This is a genomic window from Candidatus Enterococcus myersii (genome assembly GCF_017316025.1).
In the GTDB taxonomy this organism is placed as follows: Bacteria; Bacillota; Bacilli; order Lactobacillales; family Enterococcaceae; genus Enterococcus_C; species Enterococcus_C montenegrensis.
The window spans coordinates 334,298-360,718 of record NZ_JAFLVT010000008.1 but is presented as its reverse complement, the minus strand read 5'-3'; the positions used below and the strand labels follow the sequence as shown (position 1 = coordinate 360,718).

The window sequence follows — 26,421 nt, the reverse complement described above, 5'->3', positions numbered from 1 at the left end:
TGCTTACCAAAATGAATGAGGTTACTCATTTCTGAGGTTCACTGTATACAATTATTATATCAGAAATGAGGGGCAGAAATGAAAAAAGTGGCGTTAAGTTTGTTGATTGGAATTTTGTTGCTAACAGCGTGTTCTTCGGTTGATACAATAAAGTATCAAGGTGTAGAAGTCGAAGAACAACACGTTAACAACATTGAACGAGTAGAAAAAAAGATTACAAAATTATTATCTTCTTTGAGCGAATTCAATAATTCATCAGATTACGATGATGTGGAGGTTACAAGCGATGCGATTAGCCTATTAGATGAATTCGAGAAAATAGATACAAACAACGACCTATACGATCAAATAGAAACTTTACTGATTTCAAATGAAAATGAGTATAGCGTTCTATCAAGTGTCAAAAGAGCAAATGAAGAAAAACGCCCTATGACATCAGAAGAAACTGATTATATCTTTAGTGGTATCGATTCTTATATAACTGGATTTTCTAAATTGATTGTCTATAATTATGACGATTATAAAGAGATGGAAGAAATCATTAATGATGAAATAGGGATAGAGTAGCAACCCCACATGATAGCGTGGCTGTGGGTTTCTTAACTCTTTAATCCGTCTGATTTTATAACGTTTTGCATCCATAGTTTTGCTTCGTCAGTCAATTGAAGCCAATGAATATATTCTCCATCGCTTACATCGATTAGCGCGCCTCCATCAATTAAGTGGCGGAGCATCTCAACGTCTATATTTTTGTCTGCACAGAAAACTGAGTAGAATGTTTCTGTTTCATGCAGTTCCCAAACATCATCTAGATTGTTTACCGGCAATATATAATTTTCGTTCATAAAGGAGACCTCCCTAATGTCAAATACATCTCGAATTCCTAAAACTGAAGACCAATTGATAGACGCTTTTCATGAACAACTCGATTTTATTTGTGAGGCGTGCAAGCTATATGATTCTGGCAAACCTTCGAGAATAAAAATGGCTGCGCCTTATTTACGTACTCTATTTTATCATCAACGGCGCGGGACGATTCTAATTGAATTAGTTGACGTTGACAAGAAGTCATTTATATCATACGCTCCCGAAAATATAAATCTAATGGATATGTATACTGGACCAATCTTTATAGATGCAATAAAAAGACCGCTACACACTAAACCTGTTCCAGTGTATTTTCCAATTTGCTACGAAGAACCTCCATTTGGCAAAAAATGTGATTATGACATCTGGTGGGAAGAGCCTATTCTAAAACACTTTAACACCAGTTTCTCCAGAAAAAATAAGGTGATTTTCCTAACATACCGAGAACTGATTGAAAACGCGTTTGATTGGTTTAAATCGTAAATTTGTAGTGATGCCCATTATAAGTTGAATATGAAATAATTGCGTGTTCAATTATTTCGTCTTTGAATAACTCGGTTTCATACCACCCGCAGGGAGCAAAAATTATTGGCATATCTTGTTCTAGTTTTGATAGTTCTTCAATTAATTCCTTAACAGTCAAGGTTGTTTCAGTCATTTATCTCGCCTCCTAATTGGTTGGTTTTATCTACAACCAATTATATCATCATAAATATAAAAACACACCCCCGCCTGCAAGCTAAAAGGATGTGCAAAAAATAAAGACCTATAATAGGCTTATTTAGCTATGCCTATTTTATCAAAAATAGGAGTGATAAACAATGTGGATTGAGACATTAGCAGACGGTAGATTTAAATATATTGAGCGCTACAAGGACCCGTATACGGAAAAGTACAAACGTAAGTCGGTGATACTGACTAGCGACAGTAAGCAAGCGCAGAAAAAAGCACAGAAATTACTTGATGAGAAAATTGGCAAAGCCGAAGAGATGGCCACCTTGTCCGATATCAACCTCCACAATCTTGTGGAAGAGTGGTTTAGTCACCATCAAAAAGTGCATCGGATACGGCCCTCTACTATACGTGCATACAAGGCCCAACAGAAGATCATCTTTAAAAAAATCGACAAAGAGACGTTGGCAAAAAATGCGGATACTAAACTCTTTCAAACTTTTTTTGATGGCTTAGACTACTCAAATGATTATGTATCAAGTATCAAGTCTCAACTAAATAGCGTGTTTAAATATGCGTATCGTATGGGTTATATCAAAGAAAACCCTCTTGATAAAGTACAAATTTCCTACTCAAAAAAAGATGATGCAGCTCGGGAAAAAATTGAAAATAAATACTTAGAAAAAGACGAGGCTGAAAAACTAATTAAAGAACTCTACCGCAGGCCCTCTACCTATCGTGTGGGTAGGCTTGCAGAATTTATGTATTTAACAGGATGCCGAATAGGAGAAGCCGTCATATTGACGCCGGAAGACTTTAGCGAAGACTTTTCTAGCGCGTCTATCACCGGGACAATAGACTACGGGAACGGATTTCGTGCAGCTAGGAAAGGCCCTCCAAAAACACTGATGAGTAATCGGACAATCAACCTGACACCAAGATGTATTAATCTGGTGGAGAGATCAATCGACGAAAATAAATTAGACAGTCTGACACGCAACGGCTACTTGCCAGGTGAGTATGTATTTGTCACCAAAAACGGCACACCAATGATATACTCATCATTTAATCGTGCGCTAGTAAGAGCTGGGGAGCGTGTAGGTCTTGCACACAAAACGCTAACTTCGCACATCTTCCGCCACACGCACGTATCCCTATTAGCAGAAAACGGCATACAACTTACAGCAATCATGGAGCGCGTCGGCCACGAGGATTCTGACATCACGACTAAAATCTATACTCACGTCACCAAACAGATGAAAGCAGACATTACATCCAAGCTTACAGAGATAGGGCTTTGACAAGTTGCCCCTTTATTGCCCCTTTTAGATTATGTATTGATGATAAATAAAGAAGGAAGCCCGATATTACAGGCTTCCTAAAGCAGTTTTATTTTACAGCGTCTTTTAATTGTTTGCCTGGTTTAAAAGCTGGTGTAACAGATGCTGGAATTTCGATTTCTTCACCAGTTTGTGGGTTGCGACCTTTACGTGCAGCACGTTTACGTGTTTCAAAAGTACCAAAGCCCATAATTTGTACGCTTTCTTCTGACTTCAATGTTGTTTCAACAGTATCGATGATGGCAGCCAAGACAGCAGTCGCGTCTTTTTTTGTAACCCCTGATTTTTCAGCAACAGCTGAAATTAAATCTGCTTTGTTCATTAATAATTCCTCCTACTCGGAATAAAATAATTAGGATGTTATTCAATCCTTGTCTTTTATTCTAGCAAAACCCTTGATATGACGCAATAGAAAACACTTTCTATGATTACTATTAAAATAATTGTAATAATCTTAATAATAATGTAACAGCATTTTTTCAGAAATTATCAGAAGTGTTATCATTTGTCTTTTTAAATAAAATCTGTTTTTATAGTAATGTTTGAGTTTTTTAGCTTACTTTTTTGCACTTATTTTAAACGCAAACAAAAATTTGAGGAGGTTTTTTATTTGGATTATTCACTAATGACACGCCTAGCAGCCGAATTTGTCGGTACAGCTTTTTTAATTATGCTAGGTAACGGCGCTGTTGCAAACGTCGACTTGAAAGGAACAAAAGGGTACGGCAGTGACTGGATGTTAATTGCTGTTGGTTATGGGTGTGGGGTTATGATCCCTGCCATGATGTTTGGCTCTATCAGCGGTAACCATATCAACCCAGCTTTTTCAATTGGTTTAGCTGTTGCCGGCATGTTCCCTTGGAGCGAAGTTTTGCCATATATCGTAGCGCAAATGCTTGGTGCCATTGTGGGACAATTAATCGTCGTAGCGTGTTATAAACCATACTACGATCAAACAGAAGATACCAATCATGTTTTGGGAACATTTTCAACGATTAACAGTGTTGGTTCAAAATTAAACGGTTTTGTAAATGAGTTTTTTGGTTCATTTATTTTATTCTTTGGAGCGATCGGAATTACCAAAGCACCATTTTTCCAAAATAATTTAGGAACTGCTCATTTTGCTTTAGGTTTTCTAGTTTGGACCTTGGTTGCGTCATTAGGTGGACCAACAGGGCCTGGTTTAAACCCTGCTCGTGATTTAGGGCCTCGAATTCTTCACAGTATTTTACCTTTAAAATATAAAGGTTCTTCCCAGTGGGACTATGCCTGGGTACCCGTTTTAGCACCAATTTTAGCAAGTATCGTTGCAATTTTATTATACAAAGGTTTATTTTTATAATCTTACTTGAATCATTACAACAAATAAAAAGTAGTACCAAAAGGCCCTTTATCAGGCTGTTTTGGTACTACTTTTTTAATAGTCAATCATGGTGACGGCTTGTTCAAATTCGCTTTTTAAATGTTGCTTTTGATATTCTTTAAACTGGGCTTCATGAGCTTTTAATACGCCTCGCAATTTCATCGGGTTGTATTCTTCCACTAATTGATTTTCTAAAACAAACTCTCGTGTCAGCTGCCATTCAAAAAAGTAGCCAAAAGGACGGCAGCTATAGCGTGTCCCATTTATTTTTTTATCATCAAAGCGACGATGGGTATGCCCAAAAACCACTTGTTCAAGATTATCATAGTGATCTAAAAGCTCTCCTAATTTTTCTGAACCCAAAAAAGCGTTTAACTCGTTCCAACGTTTTAATTTGGGATCTGTTTGATAGACAATAAATTCCTTTTTAGGAACAAAATGCGTTGCTAAAATGACTTTTTTATCGGCTTTTTTTAAAGCATCTAATAATTTTTTTAAACGTTTTTGCAATTGCGCATCTACTTTTTGATCACTTTCTTCTCGTTTAATCACGCGGTCATACCAATAAAGCCGCTTGATCGCTTCGATTTTTTCTTTATCTTTTAGCGTTGAAAAACGATAGTCATACCACCCATTATAGCCCACTAAAACTGTTTTTTGATTTAAAGCTAAAGCTTTCTGATTTAAAAAAGCTGGATTGGGGTAATCTTCAATTTCTGCAGCAGTTAAATCTGCCATTTCATGATTGCCCCAATTAAAAGTAGTCGGTAAGTATTGCTCAAAATAGGCGACAATTGCTTGTGCTTTTTCCACTTTGTTGGCCAAATCACCGGCAAAATGGAGCCGATCTGCTTTTTTTTCTTTTAAAACGGACAATAACTGTGCTAAATCTTCCGTTGTAAAACGATTGATATCTGCATGAAGATCACTAACAACCGCTAATTTTCCCATCATTACCACCTGCAATCACTTTATCAATTCGTAAGATAGGAATATTATCCGCTAAAATCCCACTATCTCCTTTTAATTGCAATGTCTGGAGTGTTTGATTTACCGCTAGACGCGTATTTTCTTCCAAATACCGTTCGGAGCTTTTTTTAATTTTTAGCGGTCCAATATCTGTTATTAAGGTCTCGTTGTAGACATCTAGTCCCACCGCAGGATAATCAGCTGGCGTGATAATGATCCGAAAACTTAAATCCAAGCGACAGCTAAGACCGGTGTTAGCAAAAGGGCCATCTCCATCTTCAAAATCGAGGTAAACTAAATCACCTGGCTGCATTTTATCACGGATTAATTTCACAACTTCAGTATCAATTGAAAGTTTCATATTATCATTTCCTTTCAAAATATCTGTTTTTTTAACTATTGTATATTTTACTAGCCCAGCTTACATGACGCGTTTTTGCCAATCGGCAGCAGTAATCAGATACAAAGCCTCATCAATTAGCTCGCCTTTCCATAGGCGACTGCTTTTGATTTCGGCAACTTTTTTCATCCCTATCTTTTCCATCACACGCCCAGATTTAGCATTTTCCAAATTATGATAGGCACTAATTGCGACTAACTTCATTTTATCAAAACCTAAAACGAGTAAAGCAAAAGCCGCTTCTGGCATTAAACCTTGCCCCCAATAAGCTTTATTTAACGTATACCCTAGCTCGCCTCGACCATAATTAGCTTCCACCCGTAGATCGATTGTACCAATCATTTTACCGCTCTTTTTTTCCTCAATGGCATACTTTCCTAGGGGATCTGCCATAAAATAGTTGGCAATAGCAAATTTACTATCTTCTAAACTGCGATGGGTTTGAAAAACATAGCGGGTTGTTTCTTCGTCACTTGCGTATTCATACATATCTTTTGCATCCGTTATTTTAAGCGGTCGTAATCGTAAACGATTGGTCTCCAATACGGTATTTTCAGCGAATGTCAAAGGAATATTAACGAATTCTTCCATTTTACACCTCTATTTCATTTGTTTTTATGCGTTTAGTTCTTTTCCCCGGAGATACATTTTTTCAATTGTTGTCTTTTGCCACTGCTGCGGATCGACGTTAAATAAGTCTTGGGAAAGAACAATGATGTCAGCACTTTGACCAACTGTAAGCATCGCTGTTTGCGCTGTTTCTACCATACCTGCTGCAGCTTTTGTATACATGCTTAAGGCAGTAACAAGATCGATTGCCTCTTTATGATTTAAATCCTCCCCATTTGCGCCAAGACGTGTAACCGCACAAGCAAGACTGGCAAAAACATCATCTGGTTTAATCCAAGCGGTCGCAGGAGCATCAGAAGATAATGCTGTCGGCACCCCACTTTGTAACATGGAAGCTAGGGGATAACATTCCTTCAAACGTTTTTCATCTAAATTTTGAAAATAAGCAGCATATTCAGCGTACAAGAAAATAATTTGTGTAACAAAGGCAAAATTCATTTTTGCATCCCGAAATTGTTTCAATATTTTATCATCTAGTAATGTTGCGTGTTCAATTCTGACCGAAGGACGATCAGATAACCACGGTTGTAAATCACCATAAGTATCCAAAATCAACTGAATTGCGGCATCCCCCATCGCATGGATCGCAATTTGACAGTTATTTTCTTTTGCAAATTTATATGCCAGTTGTAAGTCTTTAGCAGTATTAATGGAAAATCCGGTGGTAGTCGCATTTTTATAAGGTTTTTTAACTCTGGCAGTTCGATTGGAAATCGTCCCATCCATAAACAATTTAATTCCTGCAACATGCACGTGGGGATGGGTAGGTTGCGGTAATTTAGTCAAATTGAAGCGTTTAATTTCATCAATGGAGTAATACAAATAAACTTCTTGTTCCAAGGTGCGACGAGCTGCTTCTGAATAAATTTCAGCATAATCAAATGGTGCAACCAAACTAATCATGTCACTAATCACACCGATACCACGACTACGATAATGTGCGGCCAATTTCAAGGTGCGTTTGACGACATTTTCAAAGGTGTCCTTTTCTTTGACTGCTTTAATTAATTTACTGGCACCATTTTCCAACATTACGCCATTGGGTTCACCATTTTCAAAATGTCCAATCATGCCCCCAAAAGGATCGGGAGTCTCTTTTGTAATGCCGGCTAATTTTAGCGCCACAGAGTTAACTGCACAAGAATGACAATCTGAACGCAAGACATAAACGGGTTGGGTAGTGGATACCTTGTCTAAATCGTGACGTGTTGGCGTGCGGGATTCTGCAAGTTTTGATTCATCATACCCCCAACCTTCAATCCACGCATCTTTTTTGCCTACTTGAGGGGAATTTTTTAAAGCTGCAATCATCTCTTCAATACTGAAAACATTTGGTGGCGTACAAGCAACACTACCTAATGTTTCTGAAATCCACAACGGATGAGTATGGACATCCCAAAAACTCGGTAAGGTCAACCGCCCTTTTAAATCCACTACTTCATCAGCAGCACGTTTGCGTGCGGTTTGACTATCCCCAATCCAACTAATTGTCTCATCTGTTATCTCCATGGCAGAGACAAATTTTTCACCGGTAAAAATTTTACCATTTATTAAAATGCGTTTCACAAAAATCCCTTCTTCGTCCTTTTCTTTTTATTATAGTACAAAAAAAGCTTTAAAATAGTAAAAATACCAACGCTACCTCCAAATAGACAACTGAAATAAGCATAGACAATAAACTACAAGCAAATAAAAAACACGTCACAAATCTAAATAGGCTTAGGAAAACTGGTGTAAACAACCCCAAAGCTTCAGATTGGTGACGTGCTTTTTTGTGATTATGAACGCTCCATCTGGCGCACTTTTAAAAATTTCAAGCCTGCTGGTATTAAAATCACCAGCAAAATTCCCCCAATGATTTGAAAAAGAGAAAGGCTGTCGATATATGTACTAACCAATAAAAATAAAATAATCAACGGTAACAGCATTTTTTCCCCTAAGTTTTCCAAAATAGTAGCCTTCTTTCTTCTTTGTTGTTCATCTACTAACAATTAGTATACCCCTTTCATTTTCAGAAAAAAAGGCGATTTCCAATGAAATCCTGCAAATAATCAGAATGCAAGCATTTTCTTACCTTTTCTTTCAAACATGCTATAATTAGCTTATCAGAATTATTGGGGGAGACGAGATGACAGACGAATTACAACAGCACTTGGATAAGGGGCGCTATGGTACGCCGTTAGTTAATCCTGATGAACAACATAAATATATGGGAACATTTCGTGAACGCTGCTATTTAAGCATGACCATTGCGCAAATGAAAAATCCCACTGATAAAGACAGTTTTTTAACTGAATTAAAAAAACATGAAGATGCCACGATTCTTTTAAATGGCCAAATGCCAGAAAGTCTACAAGGCGAATATATTCAACTGGCCACTAAAAACAATGCAAAATTTACAGTCGTGAATGATTTTGTAGATGCTAATCCCGACAGCTTTGGTTTGCTATTAGTTGCTAAAGAAGCCGTCAACGAGCCGGTAATTGATGTGGAAAAAAAATATCCTGAAGAAAATGAAGAAAAAACAGAACAAAAACCGGAGAAAAAAACCGGCTTTTTTGAGCGCTTATTTCATTAAAATCAAAATTAAAGCGATGAGACAGCTGATGATCTGCTGACAAAAATGAGTTTTAAATGATTTGATAACTCAATCATTTAAAACAGCTTAATTAGGAGGGATTGCTATGACACAACCAGAGTACACTGCTTTAAAAACGGAATTACTAGAAGCCCTTGATACGCATATTGATATTTTGAAGGATGCTTCTTATATTCAACCTGATCATTTGGATGGAATTATGTTTATGATGCGCAGTTTCGGCTTTATGCTGGACCGTGCACCAAAAGTTTTATCTTGTGATGATCCAGATGAAATGAATTACCTAATGTTCCAATATTACAGTTTGTTAACGGAGCTGAAGTACAATTTAACCTTGAATTTTCCTTATGCCAAAATCAATAATAAAAGCTTACTAGAAATTGTCGATGCTTTTCCTACAACTTACGAGAAAGAAATGAAAAACTGGTGGGAAGCTACGACTGGCTTAAAAGTGGAAGAAACCAAGCAAACCATTGAAATTAAAAGTTTTGAATATTAAAAAATAAAAGTCAGATACGCTGTCGCTAAATTACGCAGCGTATCTGACTTTTTTAATTTAATTGATCTCAGGATATAAAAATCGCAACACGTCCATGGTCAAACGCCGGCTTTTTCCGCCAAAGGGATAGACATGCATGTGCATGGCGGGATTAAAATTGGCTTCTATAATGCCATAGGCTTTTTCTTTATTGGCGGGTTTTTCTTTGTCCGGAATAATTAAATCAATCCCGGAAATTTTAGCACCCAAGGCTGTTACCGCATCTGCTGCAACTTTTTTATAATCTGCTGCAAAGTCATCGGTCACATCGATAGAATCCCCACCTGTGCTAACGTTAGAATTTTCCCGCAAATAAACCGTTACACCAACTTCTGGAACGCTGTTGGTTGTGTAGCCTTGTTCTTTTAGCATTAATTTTTCAAGCTCGCCTAACTGGATTAATTCTAGCGGCGAACGATGCTGTGTTCCTCTTAGCGGATCTTGATTTTTTGCAGTCACTAATTGGGCAATGGTATGCTTTCCATCACCGACAATATTTGCAGGTACTCGCAACATGATGGCTTTAACCTCACCGTCTAAAACAAAGAAACGATATTCAGTTCCTGCCATAAATTCCTCTACCAAAACAGCTGTGTCCTCAGCAAAGGCAATTGTTAAGGCTTCTTTGAAATCTTCTAGACTGGCACCGTTTTTAAAAATGGATATTCCCAAACCATAATTGGTAGATTTCGGTTTGACCACAAAGCCACTTTTAGCAAATTTCGGATAAGCAAGCAGTGCCGCATCGATATCCGTAAACTCCATTCCTTGCGGTACGCGAAAGCCCGCTTTAGCTAAAACTTTTTTTGTCACCGTCTTATTGGCCATCATTAACGGTACAACATAACTATCTTTACTGGTCATATTCGCATTTTTGACATATTCGGTGCGCCCAGCAAAACGTAATTGTAAAAACTGATCCTGCTCGTCCAAAACAGTAACTTGGACACCTTTTTGAATCGCATCAAACATCATGATTTGGGTTGATAATTCCATATCAGCAAAACCAGCCAATTGATAGGGTTTCGCCCACGCTTTTGCTTGGTTTTCTTTGGCGATTTTGCGTCCCCAGTTTATAGGATTTTCTTTTGTAGCTGCATACAAGCGTGCCGCAAAAGTTTCGCTAGGATCTACAAAAGCATTTTCAACAAAAGTAAAGAAGTCTGTTGGTAATGGTAGCTGCAATTTTTTCACCATAGCCTTAAGTCCGGCCACCAAGTCCATTCCTTCTTCGACATAATCGGTCAGGTGATCAGGTCGCTCCAAGGCCACAAAATTATTAATTTCGTCTCCTTTTGCTACCCATTCATCCGCGGCTGCCTCTTCGGGTAAATAAAGCATATACAACATAAAGGCATGGAAAAATTCCACTTGCTCTTGGCTAATGCCAAAGGGCGTAAAGGGATTTAAGTCAATATTGCGTAGTTCAATATAACGAATACCAGTTTGCGCTAAGTCTGAAACTTTTTGCCCGCCCCGCAGGCGCACTGGCGCATAAAACTCTTTTTCTTCTGAAAGTTTACCGCTTTCCACCATCTGTGCAATATCGGCTAAATATTTTGCTAAACTTTCATAAGAAACATGCACATCATTGTGATTGGTATAACCAAAGCGACTGTTGCGGATACTACGCACAGGTTCATTTGGGGCATCTTCTGCTACAAAATAGCCTTCGTTACTCGTTGGTGTAGCACCAAATAAATAGGTTAAAAACCAGCGATAACGCAAATAATTACGCGTAACTTTCAAGTAGACTGCCGTTTTAAAGTCAGTAAAATCTGGGTATTCACTTTGACTTGCAAATAAATTTTGTAACAAATCTGCGCCAAATTCGAAGTTGAAATGAATGCCTGAGACCATTTGTTTTCTTTTACCATAGGCTTTAGCCAAATAACGACGGTATAAAATATCTTCAAAAGTGTCTAATTTCGCAATAATGATGTCTTCATCTTTTGCCGGTAAACGAGGTGGCATACTCATTGGCCACATAAATTCTGCTTGCGACATTGAACGATAGGTAACGTCGTGAATAGCCGCTAACCATCGCATCAATTCACTTGCTGTTTCAGCTACAGGTGTGACTAATTCCAATTGAGTTTCGGAAAAATCAGTTTGAATATACGGGTGATACGCACGATTACCTAAGACTGAGGGATGATCTGTTTTGGCCAAGGTGCCCTCTGCTGTAATCCGTTGACTTTCTTTTTCGACACCATAGCGGGCTTGCCAAAGATAGGGTTGTACCGCTTCTTGATGCAATAATTCTTTAAATGTTTTCATAAGCAGCTTCCTTTTAGTTAGTTTCATGCTCATTATATGGGAAAGACAGCATAAAAAAAATGGAATTGCTCAAAGTTAAGGAAAATCCCATTTTACCTTAACTTTTCACCATTCCATTTTTTATTTTTGCGTAGCCACGCTAGCGTTAAAAAACGAAGCTGTCGCATCTATTCTCACTGCTTAGCAAATTCTCGATGATGATAGGCCGCCAGATAATATCCCGTCAACGTAGCCGGAAGTCCCAAAAATAAAAAAAGACGCCAATCATGAAAATCAAAAAAATACACGAGTAAAAAACCGAGTAACGTTAATCCAAAATACCGCTGTACTTTCCCCATTTTTAATCCCTCACTTCACGCTTTTAAAGTGTCGTTCCTCCTGTTAATACTATTAACACCCAATAGGCAACAAAACCCAAAATAATCGCGACCACGACTTGGAGAATCTTTCCAATTATTTTTCTTTGTTCCATGATGTATCCTCCGTTTTTAACCCCACGCAACCTAAAAAAAATTCTAATAGCATCCACCATATCATCTTAAAATTATAACAACAGTTTCATATCTGAATATTTTCAAATTTACTAAAAGCAAACTAAAAAAAACTGTCTTTAAAAATGTAACCCATTACATTTATTACTAAGACACTAATATTATAAAACAAGAAGACAAATTTTAAAAAATGCGAATTCCTATTTTAAAGAATTTAAAATAACATTCTAAAAAGGTCCCGTTACGACGACTTTACCTATCATATGTCCTTTTTCAACTAACGCGGTCGCTTTTTTCAAATTTTTTGCATTAATTCCGCCAGAAATTGTTTTGGTTAACGTTGTGTGAAGCTCTCCTTCATCAATCAATTGCGCTACGTGAGCTAAAATTTTCCCTTGACTTTCAATTTCTTGGTTGAAATCCGTTTTAGTAAACATGTATTCCCAATCAAAACTAACCGATAAATTTTTCCATGCAACTAATGGCAGTGCCTCTTTCACCTCTACAATGGTGCCAACATGTCCTAAGGGCGCAATTAAGCTACTAACGGCTTCAAAATAAGGGGTAATGGCGTAAAGTACGGCGATATAATCAAATTTATTTGTGCCAGTCGCTTGTAAATTTTGTTCCAGATCACCGTGATAATCAATCGGATAATCGACTTGATTATAGCGCAGCCATTCAAAATTATGCGGACTGCTCGTACCATAAACACTTAAGCCGGCCCAGTGCGCCAGTTGACTCATAATTGAACCCACCCCGCCTGCGCTATTAATAATTAAAATCTTCTTACCCTCATTAGCATTTTTTTCTGCCACTAAACCAAATTTTTCAAATAATAGTTCATAGGCAGTCAACGTTGTTAACGGCATGGCGGCAGCCTTTGCTTCAGTCAATGTTTTAGGAGCTAGGGCACAAATACGGCGATCAACCAATTGCAATGCTTGATTACTACCAGCGCGCTTTTTTGTCCCTGCATAATACACTCTGTCGCCCACTTGAAGATCGTGGACATTTGCCCCTGTCGCCACTACCTCTCCAACTGCATCAAAGCCTAAAATTTGTGGCGTTAACGTCTTTTGAGCATTTTGTCGCAATTTGGTATCGACTGGATTCACAGAAACCGCTCTAACTGCAACTAATAGATCATTGGCTAACGGCTGGGGACGTGGCACCATTATATCTTGAAAACTATTGGGATCACTTAGTGGTAATCCTTCATAAAATCCTACTGCCGCAATTTTTCCCGTCATACTTACTCGCCCCTTCACAAAAAAACTTATTTTAAGGTTGCTACTTAAATAAGTGTAACAAACATCCCATTTTTATACCTTTATTCCCGCTTCAAAAAAGCACTTTCAATAAAAGTTAATAGAAATGTTAAAATTAAAGAAAAACTGTAACCAAAGCTAAAAAAAAACGTATTTATAATGAAGGGGTGAAAAAGATGAAGTCAGAATTGGCAATTTTATATGAGCGCTACGCCAAAGAATGCTGGCTTTATAGTTTGAGCCTGACAAAAGATGTAACGCTCGCAGAAGATTTAGTAAGTGATGCTTTTTTTAAACTTTTAGACGCTTTTGCTACTTTACCAGAAGAAAGGGTAAAATTTTGGTTGTTACGTGTGATCAAAAATCATTATATCGATATTACCCGCAAGAAAAAGCGTTGGCACATTATCCCCTTAACAAAAACAACGGCACAGACAATTTCTGATTCTGATTTTTCACCTTTGGAGCAGCTGTTACAAACTGAGGAAAAAAAACAGCTCTATCATGCACTAGATACCTTGCCGCAAGACCAACAAGAGCTGCTCTATTTATTTTACTTTCTCGATTGGCCAATAAAAGAAATTGCTGCACTTACAAATTTATCCCTTGGACAAGTAAAGACCCGTCTGTATCGCAGTCGCAAGCAATTAAAGGAGATGTTACAAGATGACCCAACAAAATTTTGATTTTGAAAAAGTGCAAAAAAAAATACAACAAAAAAATCATCGCCGGGGAATACTGCTTGTTTTTAGTGCGGTGCTTGTGACGATCCTACTATTTTTAGCAGTACCCAAAGTTTTGAATCAATTCTTTTATAATCCAACTGGTCAAAACGCCTATGTAGAAGGTAACCAGTATATTTTCGATCGCCAAATTTATAATGAATTGACAATCCCAGATTATGACATGACGGATTTGACGATGGAACAAACAGGAATTGGAACTTATCAAATCAACGAAACCTATCGCTCTAAATACAGCAACCAAACAATCGGTACTAAGACATTTGAAATTAAGCGGAATAAACTTTACTTGAATAATTCTGACTTTCATTATTTCACGCCCACATTTAGCCAAGAAATGCTCCCTTCAAACCAACTAGCTGACACAAAAGTTGTCAAAGCTGATACCGCTCTTGCAAAAAGCAATCTGAGAGAAAATATCAAGCCTCTGCCAAAAAGCACCTATGTAAATGTCAATCTTGTTTTTAAAGCAGATAAAAGTATTAGCGCCTACCAAGAGTGGCTAAAACTCAATACTAATAACGTGAATACATTGTGGCAGGCTGTGCGCCCTTCACAAAAGACAATTGATGACACGAATAACCCTGTTGTCGTAGGGTTTAATCCTGCTGGCGGCTTTTCGGGTATTGGCGTCGGCATTAAAAATGAAAAGCAATTAAATGATGATTTTCCCTTATTGGTTAGCCACCTAGCTGACACAAAGCAAAATCAATGGTCAGAAGAAAAACGCCAAACCACCCATTTTAAATCATTACTGCAATACTTAATCAAAAACGAGAGCTTTCTAGCACAAGACCCTAGTAAAATTCAAGCTGCGACGTTAAAAAATGTTTTAGCAGATGTGAACAAAAATGGCCTCAAAATATATGGCGTAACCCTATATTTACCCGCCTTTGAATTAGAAAAGATTTTAACAGATGACGCGGTAAAAAGCGCCACTGTAACTAAAGTAGATGTCTTTCCCCTCACCAGTCAAAGTGGGCAGCTGCCCGGATTTACTTATCCACCAGAAGAATAAATCATTGAAATCGTGACAAATCATAGTTTGAATTAACTCTAGACGATTACATTCAAACTATGATTGTCAGTCACTATTTTTTGGCCGGCGATAAAAAGCATTTAATTGCTGCTGATTTTTAATAACGATAACCTTTTGTGGGTATTGGTTTTGAATGGTTTGATAGTGCTTTCTCACATTCGAAGTTCGTCCTTTCCAGATAATCCACCAGAAAAATTCCCAACTAAAATGTTCTGGAGAGTTAGCTGCCATATCCGGTCTAGATTTACCATGATAACGCACTGTTCGTTTAAATATCCGCCAAAGAGCGGCATAACGGGAAAATAATAAGAGTACAATTTGGTCTGCCTGTTTCAAACGTTCTGCTTGATAATAACGGGTATAATTGCCGTCAATAATCCAATCTGGTTTTCCCATAAAATCTTCGACAATCTCTTTGGCAACAGTTTCTGGACGCGTTTGCCAGTTGTCAGTGAACTGCACTTGATCTAAATGCAGGTAACTAATACCATACTGCTTGCCTAAATAGGCGGCTAAAGTCGACTTACCGCTACCAGAATAACCTAAAATTGCAATTTTCATCCTATCCCCGCCTTAAACTAAAGTATTTTTTTAGTATAGCAAAAAAAGAGGTTGGAACAGAAGCGTCTAACTCCGAGGAGTTGCTGCTGATTCCATCGTTTATTCAGATACGAATAGTCTGGGACATAACTTTTTGAGTTATGTCCCAGACTATGTTTACTGCATGAAATTTAACACAATACATTGGATACGCAAAGTTATCTGGTTAAAAAGGTTTGCTTTCCTCAATTGCTACGTAAAATTTTATCCATCGCTTTACCTTTTGCCAGTTCATCAACTAACTTATCTAAATAGCGAATTTTTTGCATCAAAGGGTTTTTTATTTCTTCCACTCGTACGCCACAAATCACACCTTTAATGGAAGTTGCTGCTGGATTAAGTTGTGGCGCTTTTAAAAAGAAGTTTTCAAAATCGGTATCATTTTGTATCTCCCTAGCTAATTGTTCTTTGTCAAAGCCTGTCAGCCACATGATAATTTCATCCACTTCAGCTTTACTGCGGCCTTTGCGTTCTGCTTTTTTTACATATAAGGGATATACTTTAGCAACAGACATGGTAAAAATTTTCTCTGACATAACTGTCCTTTCCGAGCTATTTTACCACCGTATAACTATCAATGGTGTTGCCCTCATCATCTTTTAGCACCAACCAACTATTGGTACCGGCAAAATATAAAAAATTGCCCAACTCATTCACACTTTTAAAAACAATATCTGCAATCGTCGTAAAGTCTTTCACCTTATCTGCATTTTCATCCCGTAATTGATTGGTAAAACGTACCGCAAATCCTACGCTACCATCTTTATTCAAAGGTGCTTCGGCTTTTAATTTCGCTCCTTTTAATAAGACCAATTCATTACGCTTACGCCAAATTGCCTCTCCTGTAGCGCCCTCATGGTTAATGTGAAACGTGATGTCACTGACTTTTTTATTCCAGCGGTGTTGTGCTTTGGCCGGTTTTTTCTTCACTTTGGCCATTGGATAGCCTAAAAAATTAAAGACAGAAAAAAGATCCAACTGAAATGTTGCAAGGTTATCATATTGATTACTTGGAATTTTTTCAGTCGGGGCTTTCGTGATGACTTCTAAGCCATTTTCTTCCCAAACATTTACTAAATGTTGCAATAAAAGCACTGGCTCGATTTCCCAAGGCACCTCAATGACAATCGTTGGCTGGGTGACTGACTTTGGAGCCGTAAGCTCTATTGTCTTAACCTGTCTTTCTTCTGTCGTTATATAAATTCCCCGCTCCACTTTAGGCAAAATCTTCTTTGTTGGTACAAAATACAAGTGGCTTTGCCATTTTTCCCAATAGATTTCTCTTAAATCCTCTGTAAGTTTTACCGCCAATTCCAAGTCCATCCTAACGCCTCCATCTTTTTTCTTTGCTTTTATTTTAGCTGGAATGTAACTTGAGGACAATCAATGCGCTTTTAAAAGCTCGCTAAAATTTTTTCTATCACTAGGACATATGTCCCACTATAAATATCCTTTCGCAAAACGCTGCAATTGGTCCGGCTGTAAAATTTCGTAGCCATTGCCAACTTTTGTTAAAACACCATTTGTTATTAAATCATTTAGCAAACGAAACATATGACGGTAGCTCATTCCAATTGTCGCCGCCACATCGGTTAGATTATCGCTAAAGAAATTTTTATATGCCGATTGCAGGATATAATCACATAGACGCTGTTTTCCTGGATAAAAAGCCGCCGATAAAAAATTTTCCGAACTAAGCTGTAGTTTTTCGGCCAAGCCTTGTGCCATTGTGTTCATAAAAAGACTATTCTGTCGTAAATAGGCTTCATTGGGCAAAATCGGCAGGGCAATACACTGAAAATCAGACAATGCCACCATTGTCGTTTCCGCCTCATCTTTTCTCATAGCAAACTCCATATCGCCAATAATACCTTCAGAAATATAGTAGGCTAAAACCAAATTTTTGCCATTATCAGCTAAGGTACAAACTTTCGCTTTGCCGGATAAAACAAAAAGCAAGCGATCCAACAACGCACCTTGGGTAATGATGGTTTCTCTTTGTTCAAATTGCCACAACTCACACCCTCGTAAATGGTCTTTTGCTAAATTCCATTCTGCCAAAATTTGTTCTTGTTTAACATTTAGCGACTTTTTTTGCAATGTATCCGCCTCCAATCACTTTCATTATGACATATGTCCTATATGGATAAAACTAAAAGACGCTAAACTAGTTTCAGGAGGTGAGGAAGATGTTACAATTTATTATTTTATTTAGTATCATCACCGCATTTTTACTCTTGATCAAATTCATGCAAGTCCGGATTCAAAAAGGAAGTCGCAGCTACCATGAACAATTGGCTCATTACGAAAATGCTTGGCAAAAACAAGTACTTCGTCATGCCTTGAGTAGATAATTATAAATGCAGAAAATACCGCTTAGCTCTTTTGCAAAATCTCAGAAATTTGTATTTTGATGCTCTTTATCAGAGACTGATTCTTGTATTTTTTTAAAGAGCTGGTATTTGAAATGAAACATTTCAAAAGTACGCACTAGCCCCCTAACTATTGCGTCAGAAAAAACAGGAACTGCCTTACAAAAAGTAGGCAGTTCCTGTTTTTTTGTGTGGCAGTTTATCTTTTATTGCAGCTAAAAAAATGCAACAAAATGCTTTTTTCTGTCACTGCTAAATCATATGTCGCTAATGCGTGTTACTCGCTTTGCTCTAATTTAACATTCTCATGATCATATACAAAGATTAAGAGGGTTACAAAACCGACAATCAAGGTTTCAAAGTTCTCTTTTAATACTTGAACTGTAAAAGTATAGGCTTCTTTTTCTTTGCCAACTTGCACTGTTGCAATTTTTTCTACACCTTTAATGATAGCAAAGCTATCTCCTAAAAATGTTCCCGTAAGTGCTAAACTTTCTCCTTTAATTTCATAACTCGTACGGAAATTTTTCATATCTTTGACGATACTAATTTCATTATAGGCTCTTAGTTTCAAAAACAGCCGTGGTAAGTCGATATACCCCATGCTATAGCGTTTGCGCTTTATTTCCCCTAATTCTTGCCCATCAGTGTTACACAGTCGGTATCTTTTACGTGTAGGCAAGGTCAAAACCTCTGACAGAAAATAAACTTCCTTTTTATTTTCTAAAACTTGGCATACTTTGTCCTCTTCAGCACTTTTAACAAACGTCAATTCCCTCATTTTCTTTCCTCCTTACCTGTTCTTCTTTTTTTGTAGCTTAAAATTTCTATATAAAAAACGAAAACGTCTATTTTCTTAAACGATTTAATATTTCTATAACCGCTGGGTAATCATCATTAACTGTGCCATCAAGATCTTCTGCCATTAAGGAAAAGGCAAATTTTTCATACAAGCCAATAGCATCGTGACTCCACGTTTGTGTATGCAGATAAATTGTCGCTTCTTCTGGCATCATGGTTTGAAAAATTTGCAATATCCGTGCCACCAATGCTTTTGCCAGTCCTAGTCCCTGATACTTAGGATCAACTGCCAACCAATGAAATAAAGGATAACTTTGCCCTTGAATTTCTTTTTGCCACGCCGTACAGGTTGCAACTTTTTTACCATTGGGATCGACCACAAACAACATCTGCTGCGCTAACTTTTCTTTGTAGGGCGCAAAGGTACGTTTGAAATAGCGCATTGCTTCGGTTGTATTTTCAAATTCTAAAACACTCGTTTCAATTTCGCTCCATGCTTTTTCATCACCAACTTGATAAAATTGAAATGAAAATCCCTTTGGCAAAGCTGCCGCTAAAATCGGCAGCGTCAGTTTGCGTTTCATCCAAACTTCTTTATAAGGAATTGATTTATCTAACAATACTAAACTCTCCTTTTACTCTATATCTTGGGCCAGACGGACCATATCTTTTAATACCAGACCATTTTCAATAATTTCTTCAGGATAATGGCGCACAAAAAAGTCACGCTCAATATGGGTCATCCGAAAGCCACATTTTTGATACAGATAAAGTTGTTCCATCCCAGTTGATCCGGTACCAATTTCAACTGTTCGAAAACCATTTTTCTTACTCCACCAAAGAGCATGGCCTAACAGCGTTTGTGCTAATTTTTGTCTACGAAATGGTTTGGCAACTGCTACGTTCATGATTTCAACGGTTTCCGGCCGTGTCGGCAATAACACGATAACCCCTGCCAATTTCCCTTCTTGTCGCAATTCAAAAGCTGTCCCTCGTTTTGTATAGTCTCTCACTATTTTTTCTGCCGGATCAGCCTCTAATAACAAGGTTAAATGCTGCTCTGTAATACTATTAAATTCACTTATTTCCATACTTACGCTCCTATTTTTAATTCTCGTTACTTTCTATCGATCGGTAACAAAATCAAAGAATTTCTTTCTACAAATAATATTTTTTTACGACACAGTGATATTTACTTTTATTTTTCTTCATTGCCATAAGTTTGATATTTGCCTGGTGTGACACCTTCATATTGCTTAAACATGCGAATGAATGTGTTGACATTCTTGACTCCTACAGACTCAGCAACTTCATTAACTTTCATTTTTTTCTCCATTAATAATTTTTTCGCATAATTTACTTTCAATTGATTCAAATAACTCTTGAATGTAATCCCTGTTCCTTCTTTAATTAGACGAGACAAATAGGATTCTGTTAATTTAAAGTTTTCAGCTAAATCAGATAGAGATAGATCCTCTTTATAATTTATATCAATATATTCCAGCACACGTTTTATAATATCTTGCGCCTCTTCTTCGCTCTCTTTGGCAGCAGTAAATACTTCTTGGAATAATGTCAAAAACACTCTATAGAGCTCTTTGGAATCTGTACTAATTAGCTGTTCAAATAGTGTTTGATTATTCGTATAGAAATCAGCAAAATCTACACCCAACAATTGCGTAATTCGTTTTATTGTATTAATTAAAGACTGCTTTAAATCTTCTAACGCATGGGTCGTAAGTCTTTTTTCAATGTAATTTGTTCGTAAAATATTCTCAACCAGATTACGTGCTTCCTCAATTTTTCGCGCTTTAACAAGATGGACAAGTCTCTGCTCAGCTTCAACAGAGTAAACAAAGTCATTGCCTTTATCTAGAGAACGATTAATAATAATTTGTTCAGGTTTAAATAAGCTGTCTGTATTTAAACTAAAAACGTCTCTAAAAACCGATGCAAAATCTGTAATCGTATCAAATGGAACTGATAGGAAAAACTGACTTTCTAAATGAAGATTATTTGCCAAGAGGTTACGTAAATCTTCAATTCTCCTTAAGACCCCCGCTTGTTCTTTCGTAGAATAAATTAAAGCAAATCGTCCGGAATCAATCGGTTGGACGTATAACTTAATATTTTTCGTATCTGTCCCATATTCAATAATCCTTTGTCGTGCTTTTAGCAGCTCTCTTTCTTTTAAGTTCTCTTCATCTGTTGAACGTCCCTTAATCGTTAAAATTGCAATTAAACCACCTGATTTTAGTGACTCTAACCCCACACTAGAAGCGATTCTTTGAAGATCATTAGGTGGATATTTCCCAAGTAAAACATTTTTGAAAAACATTTCTCTAATGTCTTCAATATTTGATGCTTGAAAGCGATCATAGTCCGCACGACCCGTTTTTAAATCTTCAATTTTTTTCAATAGAATTTCCACGTTTACGCTACCGCTATCATCATGTTGAATTTCTGAGATTATTTTGCGGTAAGGACGATAATTCGTTCGACTAAAATATAGCGTCAGTAATGAACCCAACAACAAAGAGGCAACTAAAACAGCGACAATAACCCACACAGTATCTAAGGGTAAACGACTTAAGTTCTTTTGCGGCACAATATAGACATAAGCCAACGAAGGAACGATGTTGGAAAACTTCCAAAAAATAGAATTATCTGACTCTACTTTATGTCCAATTAGATTTGATTTTTGTGGCTTTATCGGAACTAAAGAAGATAATATACTAATCCCATCTCCAAGGTTCTTTTTGCTCGCCTCTGAATCTTGAAAGTATAACTTTCCTAACTCATTAATATTTTCTTGTGCGTGAAGGCGCTGCTTATCCCAATTTACAATAAAATATAACGAAGCTGGATTATCTGCTTGATAAATTTTTCTTAGTAGATAAATACTTTGATTTACGGTAATAATACGAATTCTATACCGATCATCATCATTAAAAAATTCTTGAATTTCAGGATTGTCCTTGGGTATCCCAATAAAACTTAAATAATCATCAAAATCAAAATAACCATTCAATCCTACAACTTTTTGATTTATCCCTTGTGTGATTCCGAGATTATAACCTAACTGATAGCCTGAAAAAAGATTATCTTTCATTTGGTCGAAAATATCTGAAAATAATGCATAATTATTTTGTTTTACATTGGCTAATTCTTGGATCTTTTTATTGTCGGCTAACATTTGTGTTGAATCAATTGCCGTCTCAATCTGTGAATCAATCCGTGCACCTTCTCTTTCCAAATAGAACTCTACCTCAACGGCAGACTCATAACGCTGACGGCTCAATTCTTTGGAAATAAAAACAAAAAGTAATAAAACTGTATATAAAACAATAATGATGGAAAAAGAGAAAAAAATCTTTTTGTATATTGTATTCCTCATTTGACACCCCCATTGAATTATGGCACAGTTTTTATGCTAAAAAAAGACAAAAAGACAACGGTTTCATAAATCATTCATCAAAAATTAAATAATAAATTTATTTTTCGATTCATTTTTTATACCGTTGTCACTTTATCAGTATATTCGAGTTGTTTTTACTTCATATGGTGATATTTCAAAAGCTACATGCCCTTTACTACAATCAGATTCATCTAGTTCTAATAAATTCGTCGGATTCCAATTAACATCCTTCATTCCCAAAATTTCAAATTTACTACGACCGCCAGAATAATCATGCACTCGTAAAATAAAGCCTTTTCCATTTTCAGCTTTTTTTATTGCATCAATTGCAACGCCACCTTCAACAGATAACTGTAGTGCTGGTAGCAAATGATCATCTTGATTTAAGACGGTAATAGAATTGTTGATTTCCCACGCCTCTCTAACCGTTCCTCCTGAAATACAATCCCCACTATGAGGAAAAATACTGTAAGTGAAACGATGATGCCCCTGGTCAGCTTCTGGATCAGGATATATACCACCTTTTAATAGAGATAATCGCATTATATTCCCTTTAATATCATAACCATATTTACAATCATTCATTAAGCTGACACCATAATTTCTTTCAGATAAATCCGCCCACTGGTGCCCAACTGTTTCAAATTTAGCCATATCCCAGCTGGTATTCCAATGGGTAGGTCGCTTAACATTTCCATATTGAATATCATAGGTTGCTTCTACAGCACGTACATCTACTTCAAACGCTACTTTCAATAGCCGTTGTCGCTCTACCCAATCCACATCTGTAATAAAATCTATTCGTCTTGAATTCGCATAAAGACGTACTTTTTGAGTAAGTTCAGATTTACCAATTTTTGCATCAAAAGTAATTTCTACAAAAAATTCGTTATTTTCAGTCAACTCAAAACTTGTAAACGGTATCTCCATCATCTTTTCTTGATAAAAAATATCAATATCCCACGCGTCAAAGTCCTTAGGCTTATCTTCAAAAATTTGCAACTGATTGCCTTTTCCTTTTAATACTTCACGCTCAAAATCTTTATCATAGAGACTTGTAAAGTGACCATCCTCATTCCATTTCAAAACATAATGGGGAGTTTCAACATAATTTTCTTTCACGACTCCAGTTACGTGCTCTGTTGCGACTACCTCATCAATTGGTGTTAAAAGTCTATCAGAAAGCGCTGGTAAGTCTGGAACATAAATATACTTTTTATCTTTTGTTTTGACTGTAGAAAAAATATTTCCTTGTTCATCTTGGTAGCTATCTGCGCTTTGCAACGGAATACAAACAAGTGTATCTCTTAACCAAGCAGCAGTGTTAACGAGCAGTAATTTATCTGTTTTCTTGTTTAATTGCTGATATAAATTCTGAATTTCCTTTTTGACCATAATAAATTCTTCTTTATGATCTTGGTAAACTTCTTTAATGGAGGAACCAGGAATGATATCGTGAAATTGATTTCGCAATAAAATCTCCCAGAGTTCAAAAAGTTTTTCTTTAGGATAATCATAGCCTTTAGACTCTGCGAATGTGTACAAAATTTCCAATTCGCGTAATGCAAGCTCTGTTTTTCGATTCATTTTTTTCACGTAACCTTGCGAAGTATATGTTCCGCGATGGTATTCTAAATATAGTTCTCCATCCCATTTATGAACATAATGATCTGTCTCACTAAAAGTTTTTTGTAATTCTTCAAAGAATTCTTTTGCTCTTCCTGTTTTAACTTTTGGCAGGCCTGCCACTCGATCCATTTGTCTACGTTTTTCCAACATGTCTCGCGTAACACCACCGCCACCATCTCCATGTCCATAAGAAATCAAAAGACTAGAATTAATGTCTTTATCCCTGTACCCTCTGTAAGCTCCCAAAACTGTTTCTGGCTCTAGAAGGCCATTATACGTATAAAACCATTCAGATGCCCAACTGGCATGCGGTTTGGGCTCTGGTGTTGTAATGAAGTGCGTTAAGATCTCACTACCATCCATTCCCTTCCAAATAAAAGTATCGTGAGGCATCCGATTAAATTGATTCCAGCTAATTTTTGTAGTCATAAAAGTATCAATGCCACTTTTCTTCAAAATCTGTGGCAGCGCCCATGAGTAACCAAAAACATCTGGCAACCATAAATAGTTCACTTCTTGACCAAATTCTTCTTTAATAAATTTTGAACCGTGTAAAATTTGTCGCGTCAATGATTCACCACTGGGAATATTACAATCTGATTCTAACCACATCGCTCCGTCAACTTCCCAACGCCCCTCTGCAACACGTTCCTTAATTTTCTGATATATCTCAGGATAATCATTTTTCATATACTTATATAGTTGAGGCTGAGTTTGTAAAAAAATATAGTCTGGATATTTCTCCATTAAGCGTAACACGGTAGAAAAGCTTCGAGCTGCTTTTTCTCGTGTATGCTTTAACCGCCACAACCATGCTACATCAATGTGAGTATGGCCAATCGCCGTAATCTCAACATTATCATCTTTCTCAATTTCATCAATTTTTTCAGATAGATAAGTTTCCGCTTGTTCAATTGAAGTATAAAATGCATTACTACCAGGGTAAGACCAATCAACCTTCGTAAATGCTCGATTTAACACATCTAATAATTGATATCTGATTGGGTCATTATCACTTAATTCCAAAATAGTATTCAAGACAACATCTGACAGATAGTATAATCCATCTGTTTGTTCGTCTAACACTACTAACTCCGCTTTTTTGAATTCATGCCGTTGAATTTTTTCTGGTCCGCCACCTTCAAGACCAGACCACAACCGCAAGGATACTGTGACTTCTTTTCCGTATAACGCCTCATCTAAAAAAACCTCTTGATGATTACTATCTACACCTTGGTAAGGTTTGCCATTGATAAAAAGAAGCGACTCAAACCCAGAATTATATCCACCGCCTGTTCGGCCAAAATCAAAAAGAAACAGTAATCGTCCACCATCAGGAATCTTCACCACTTGCTGAATCCATAGATAAAAATCTCGCCCACTCCACTGATCTCCTAATTTGAACGTTTGCCAATCATTAAAATCTCCTGGTGGATATTTTTCTTCTTTTGTGACATCTTCTTTAATAAACCAATCCGTAATCTCTACCTTGCTCTGATAGCGGAGCTCTTTTAAACTATCAATTCGGTTACGCAGCTTTTCTTCTACAAATGTAAAATTCATCATCCTTTTGTTGCTCCTCCCATACTAAATCCTTTAGACATGAAGTTCTGTGAAATAGCATATAAAATTACAACTGGTAAAGAATATAAAACTGAAAAGGCCGCCAGTCGGCCATAATTAACCATGCCAAAGTTACCAAAAAATTGAAAAATTGAAACTGACGCAGGCATTTTATCTGGAGACTGGATTAGAATATACGGTACAAAAAAGTTCCCCCAACTTCCAGAAAAAGTAAATATCCCAACTGTAAAAATTCCAGGTAACATCAGTGGTGCAACAACTTTTTTTATTCCTTGCCAAGTAGACGCACCGTCAATCCATGCTGATTCCTCCAGATCTAGCGGGACTGAGTCCATAAAATTTTTCATCATCCAAATTCCATATGGGAGTGATGAAGCCGTTAGAAAGAACGTAAGTGCTATTAGTGAATCTTGAAATTTTAAGTATAAGAACATTTGAAAAACCGGTACAATAACAGCTGTCATTGGCAAAGACGTCATAAATAAAATCGTCATCATAAATGATTTTTTATAGCGAAGCTTATAACGCGAAAGTGGATAGGCAGCCAATACACAAAGCCCCACTACCAATAATGCTTGGCAGCCTGAAATCAATAGACCAATGCCAAAAGAACGAACTAATCCGCCATCCGTAATAATTGAAATAAAATTTTCTAAGGTAAAACTTTTAGGCATCTTCAATGCCTGAATTGCACCTGTATCCACAGATGCAAAAAGCATCCATAATAACGGAAGTAAAAATAAAATTCCTAATAAAGTTAGAATGATATAATGGATTGCCGTTTCAATTTGATAACTTCTTTTAACCATTTCATT

General features: G+C 36.9%; 30 protein-coding genes. 9 read left to right on the top strand and 21 right to left on the bottom strand.

The genetic code is table 11. The features are described 5' to 3' along the window. Positions 1-78: 78 nt before the first annotated feature. Positions 79-567 carry a hypothetical protein gene (locus JZO76_RS07175; RefSeq protein WP_206903444.1) on the top strand — a complete coding sequence of 163 codons (489 nt, stop codon included), beginning with the start codon at positions 79-81 and terminating at the stop codon, positions 565-567. Positions 568-599: 32 nt separating this feature from the next. Here the strand turns inward: JZO76_RS07175 and JZO76_RS07170 are convergent, their stop codons facing one another. After that, complete coding sequence (locus tag JZO76_RS07170) at positions 600-845, bottom strand: 2-hydroxymuconic semialdehyde hydrolase (RefSeq protein WP_206903443.1); 246 nt, start codon at positions 843-845, stop codon at positions 600-602. Positions 846-861: 16 nt separating this feature from the next. Here JZO76_RS07170 and JZO76_RS07165 point away from each other — a divergent pair, with 16 nt between their 5' ends. Next, the gene (locus JZO76_RS07165; protein ID WP_206903442.1) at positions 862-1,350 is read left to right on the top strand and encodes a hypothetical protein; all 489 of its coding nucleotides are present in this window, start codon (positions 862-864) and stop codon (positions 1,348-1,350) included. Here the strand turns inward: JZO76_RS07165 and JZO76_RS07160 are convergent. Beyond that, positions 1,340-1,525 carry a hypothetical protein gene (locus JZO76_RS07160; protein WP_206903441.1) on the bottom strand — a complete coding sequence of 62 codons (186 nt, stop codon included), beginning with the start codon at positions 1,523-1,525 and terminating at the stop codon, positions 1,340-1,342. The genes JZO76_RS07165 and JZO76_RS07160 overlap by 11 nt on opposite strands. A gap of 163 nt (positions 1,526-1,688) precedes the next feature. Between JZO76_RS07160 and JZO76_RS07155 the strand changes: the two genes are divergently transcribed. Continuing rightward, positions 1,689-2,840, top strand: a complete 1,152-nt coding sequence (locus JZO76_RS07155; protein ID WP_206903440.1) for a tyrosine-type recombinase/integrase — start codon at positions 1,689-1,691, stop codon at positions 2,838-2,840. Positions 2,841-2,928: 88 nt separating this feature from the next. Here the strand turns inward: JZO76_RS07155 and JZO76_RS07150 are convergent, their stop codons facing one another. After that, entirely contained in the window at positions 2,929-3,201 is a 273-nt protein-coding gene (locus JZO76_RS07150; RefSeq protein WP_206903439.1) for an HU family DNA-binding protein, read from the bottom strand. Between the two features lie 288 nt (positions 3,202-3,489). Here JZO76_RS07150 and JZO76_RS07145 point away from each other — a divergent pair, with 288 nt between their 5' ends. Next, positions 3,490-4,221: an MIP/aquaporin family protein gene (locus JZO76_RS07145; RefSeq protein WP_206903438.1), complete on the top strand. Its 732-nt coding sequence runs from the start codon at positions 3,490-3,492 to the stop codon at positions 4,219-4,221. 75 nt (positions 4,222-4,296) lie between these two features. On the opposite strand, the gene JZO76_RS07140 is transcribed toward JZO76_RS07145, so the two are convergent. The 5 genes from JZO76_RS07140 to JZO76_RS07120 form a co-directional block, all read right to left on the bottom strand. Then, on the bottom strand, positions 4,297-5,193 hold the full coding sequence (locus JZO76_RS07140) for a metallophosphoesterase (protein ID WP_206903437.1): 897 nt from the start codon (positions 5,191-5,193) through the stop codon (positions 4,297-4,299). Continuing rightward, the gene (locus tag JZO76_RS07135) at positions 5,171-5,572 is read right to left on the bottom strand and encodes an iron-sulfur cluster biosynthesis family protein (RefSeq protein WP_206903436.1); all 402 of its coding nucleotides are present in this window, start codon (positions 5,570-5,572) and stop codon (positions 5,171-5,173) included. Before JZO76_RS07135 ends, JZO76_RS07140 begins: the two co-directional genes overlap by 23 nt. Positions 5,573-5,632: 60 nt before the next feature. Then, a complete protein-coding gene (locus tag JZO76_RS07130; protein ID WP_206903435.1) occupies positions 5,633-6,202 on the bottom strand; it encodes a GNAT family N-acetyltransferase in 570 nt (189 codons plus the stop codon). A gap of 24 nt (positions 6,203-6,226) precedes the next feature. Further along, a complete protein-coding gene (locus tag JZO76_RS07125; RefSeq protein ID WP_206903434.1) occupies positions 6,227-7,807 on the bottom strand; it encodes an amidohydrolase family protein in 1,581 nt (526 codons plus the stop codon). 212 nt (positions 7,808-8,019) lie between these two features. Next, positions 8,020-8,232, bottom strand: coding sequence for a hypothetical protein (locus JZO76_RS07120; protein ID WP_206903660.1), 213 nt, complete (start codon positions 8,230-8,232; stop codon positions 8,020-8,022). 137 nt (positions 8,233-8,369) lie between these two features. On the opposite strand from JZO76_RS07120, the gene JZO76_RS07115 reads away from it, so the two are divergent. Together JZO76_RS07115 and JZO76_RS07110 are read left to right on the top strand one after the other, a co-directional pair. Further along, positions 8,370-8,819 (top strand): YueI family protein, encoded by a 450-nt coding sequence (locus tag JZO76_RS07115; RefSeq protein ID WP_206903433.1) that lies wholly within the window; start codon positions 8,370-8,372, stop codon positions 8,817-8,819. A gap of 106 nt (positions 8,820-8,925) precedes the next feature. Further along, positions 8,926-9,339, top strand: a complete 414-nt coding sequence (locus JZO76_RS07110) for a hypothetical protein (RefSeq protein ID WP_206903432.1) — start codon at positions 8,926-8,928, stop codon at positions 9,337-9,339. A gap of 57 nt (positions 9,340-9,396) precedes the next feature. Here the strand turns inward: JZO76_RS07110 and gshAB are convergent, their stop codons facing one another. The 3 genes from gshAB to JZO76_RS07095 form a co-directional block, all read right to left on the bottom strand. After that, the gene (gene gshAB / locus JZO76_RS07105) at positions 9,397-11,658 is read right to left on the bottom strand and encodes a bifunctional glutamate--cysteine ligase GshA/glutathione synthetase GshB (protein ID WP_206903431.1); all 2,262 of its coding nucleotides are present in this window, start codon (positions 11,656-11,658) and stop codon (positions 9,397-9,399) included. Between the two features lie 173 nt (positions 11,659-11,831). Continuing rightward, positions 11,832-11,996, bottom strand: a complete 165-nt coding sequence (locus JZO76_RS07100) for a hypothetical protein (protein WP_206903430.1) — start codon at positions 11,994-11,996, stop codon at positions 11,832-11,834. A gap of 380 nt (positions 11,997-12,376) precedes the next feature. Further along, a complete protein-coding gene (locus JZO76_RS07095) occupies positions 12,377-13,402 on the bottom strand; it encodes a zinc-binding alcohol dehydrogenase family protein (protein WP_206903429.1) in 1,026 nt (341 codons plus the stop codon). 194 nt (positions 13,403-13,596) lie between these two features. Here JZO76_RS07095 and JZO76_RS07090 point away from each other — a divergent pair, with 194 nt between their 5' ends. Then, positions 13,597-14,106, top strand: coding sequence for an RNA polymerase sigma factor (locus JZO76_RS07090; protein ID WP_206903428.1), 510 nt, complete (start codon positions 13,597-13,599; stop codon positions 14,104-14,106). Continuing rightward, positions 14,087-15,181, top strand: coding sequence for an anti sigma factor C-terminal domain-containing protein (locus tag JZO76_RS07085; RefSeq protein ID WP_206903427.1), 1,095 nt, complete (start codon positions 14,087-14,089; stop codon positions 15,179-15,181). The genes JZO76_RS07090 and JZO76_RS07085 overlap by 20 nt, the downstream gene beginning before the upstream one ends. 66 nt (positions 15,182-15,247) lie before the next feature. Here JZO76_RS07085 and JZO76_RS07080 read toward each other — a convergent pair whose 3' ends face one another. The 4 genes from JZO76_RS07080 to JZO76_RS07065 form a co-directional block, all read right to left on the bottom strand. Next, on the bottom strand, positions 15,248-15,763 hold the full coding sequence (locus JZO76_RS07080) for a DNA topology modulation protein FlaR (protein WP_206903426.1): 516 nt from the start codon (positions 15,761-15,763) through the stop codon (positions 15,248-15,250). A gap of 224 nt (positions 15,764-15,987) precedes the next feature. After that, complete coding sequence (locus JZO76_RS07075) at positions 15,988-16,338, bottom strand: DUF2200 domain-containing protein (protein WP_206903425.1); 351 nt, start codon at positions 16,336-16,338, stop codon at positions 15,988-15,990. A 16-nt stretch (positions 16,339-16,354) separates the two neighbouring features. Further along, a complete protein-coding gene (locus JZO76_RS07070; protein WP_206903424.1) occupies positions 16,355-17,125 on the bottom strand; it encodes a hypothetical protein in 771 nt (256 codons plus the stop codon). Between the two features lie 117 nt (positions 17,126-17,242). Further along, positions 17,243-17,902 (bottom strand): cyclic nucleotide-binding domain-containing protein, encoded by a 660-nt coding sequence (locus JZO76_RS07065; RefSeq protein WP_206903423.1) that lies wholly within the window; start codon positions 17,900-17,902, stop codon positions 17,243-17,245. Between the two features lie 89 nt (positions 17,903-17,991). On the opposite strand from JZO76_RS07065, the gene JZO76_RS07060 reads away from it, so the two are divergent. Continuing rightward, the gene (locus JZO76_RS07060) at positions 17,992-18,156 is read left to right on the top strand and encodes a hypothetical protein (RefSeq protein ID WP_206903422.1); all 165 of its coding nucleotides are present in this window, start codon (positions 17,992-17,994) and stop codon (positions 18,154-18,156) included. A 295-nt stretch (positions 18,157-18,451) separates the two neighbouring features. Here the strand turns inward: JZO76_RS07060 and JZO76_RS07055 are convergent, their stop codons facing one another. The 6 genes from JZO76_RS07055 to JZO76_RS07030 all read right to left on the bottom strand — a co-directional run bounded on the left by JZO76_RS07055 (position 18,452) and on the right by JZO76_RS07030 (position 26,415). After that, on the bottom strand, positions 18,452-18,955 hold the full coding sequence (locus JZO76_RS07055; protein ID WP_206903421.1) for a hypothetical protein: 504 nt from the start codon (positions 18,953-18,955) through the stop codon (positions 18,452-18,454). A 67-nt stretch (positions 18,956-19,022) separates the two neighbouring features. Beyond that, complete coding sequence (locus JZO76_RS07050) at positions 19,023-19,595, bottom strand: GNAT family N-acetyltransferase (RefSeq protein ID WP_206903420.1); 573 nt, start codon at positions 19,593-19,595, stop codon at positions 19,023-19,025. A 15-nt stretch (positions 19,596-19,610) separates the two neighbouring features. Next, positions 19,611-20,066, bottom strand: coding sequence for a GNAT family N-acetyltransferase (locus JZO76_RS07045; protein WP_206903419.1), 456 nt, complete (start codon positions 20,064-20,066; stop codon positions 19,611-19,613). 107 nt (positions 20,067-20,173) lie between these two features. Next, positions 20,174-22,372, bottom strand: coding sequence for a helix-turn-helix transcriptional regulator (locus tag JZO76_RS07040; protein WP_206903418.1), 2,199 nt, complete (start codon positions 22,370-22,372; stop codon positions 20,174-20,176). 135 nt (positions 22,373-22,507) lie between these two features. Beyond that, complete coding sequence (locus JZO76_RS07035; protein ID WP_206903651.1) at positions 22,508-25,585, bottom strand: alpha-mannosidase; 3,078 nt, start codon at positions 25,583-25,585, stop codon at positions 22,508-22,510. After that, complete coding sequence (locus JZO76_RS07030; protein WP_206903417.1) at positions 25,585-26,415, bottom strand: carbohydrate ABC transporter permease; 831 nt, start codon at positions 26,413-26,415, stop codon at positions 25,585-25,587. Before JZO76_RS07030 ends, JZO76_RS07035 begins: the two co-directional genes overlap by 1 nt. Positions 26,416-26,421 lie beyond the last annotated feature (6 nt).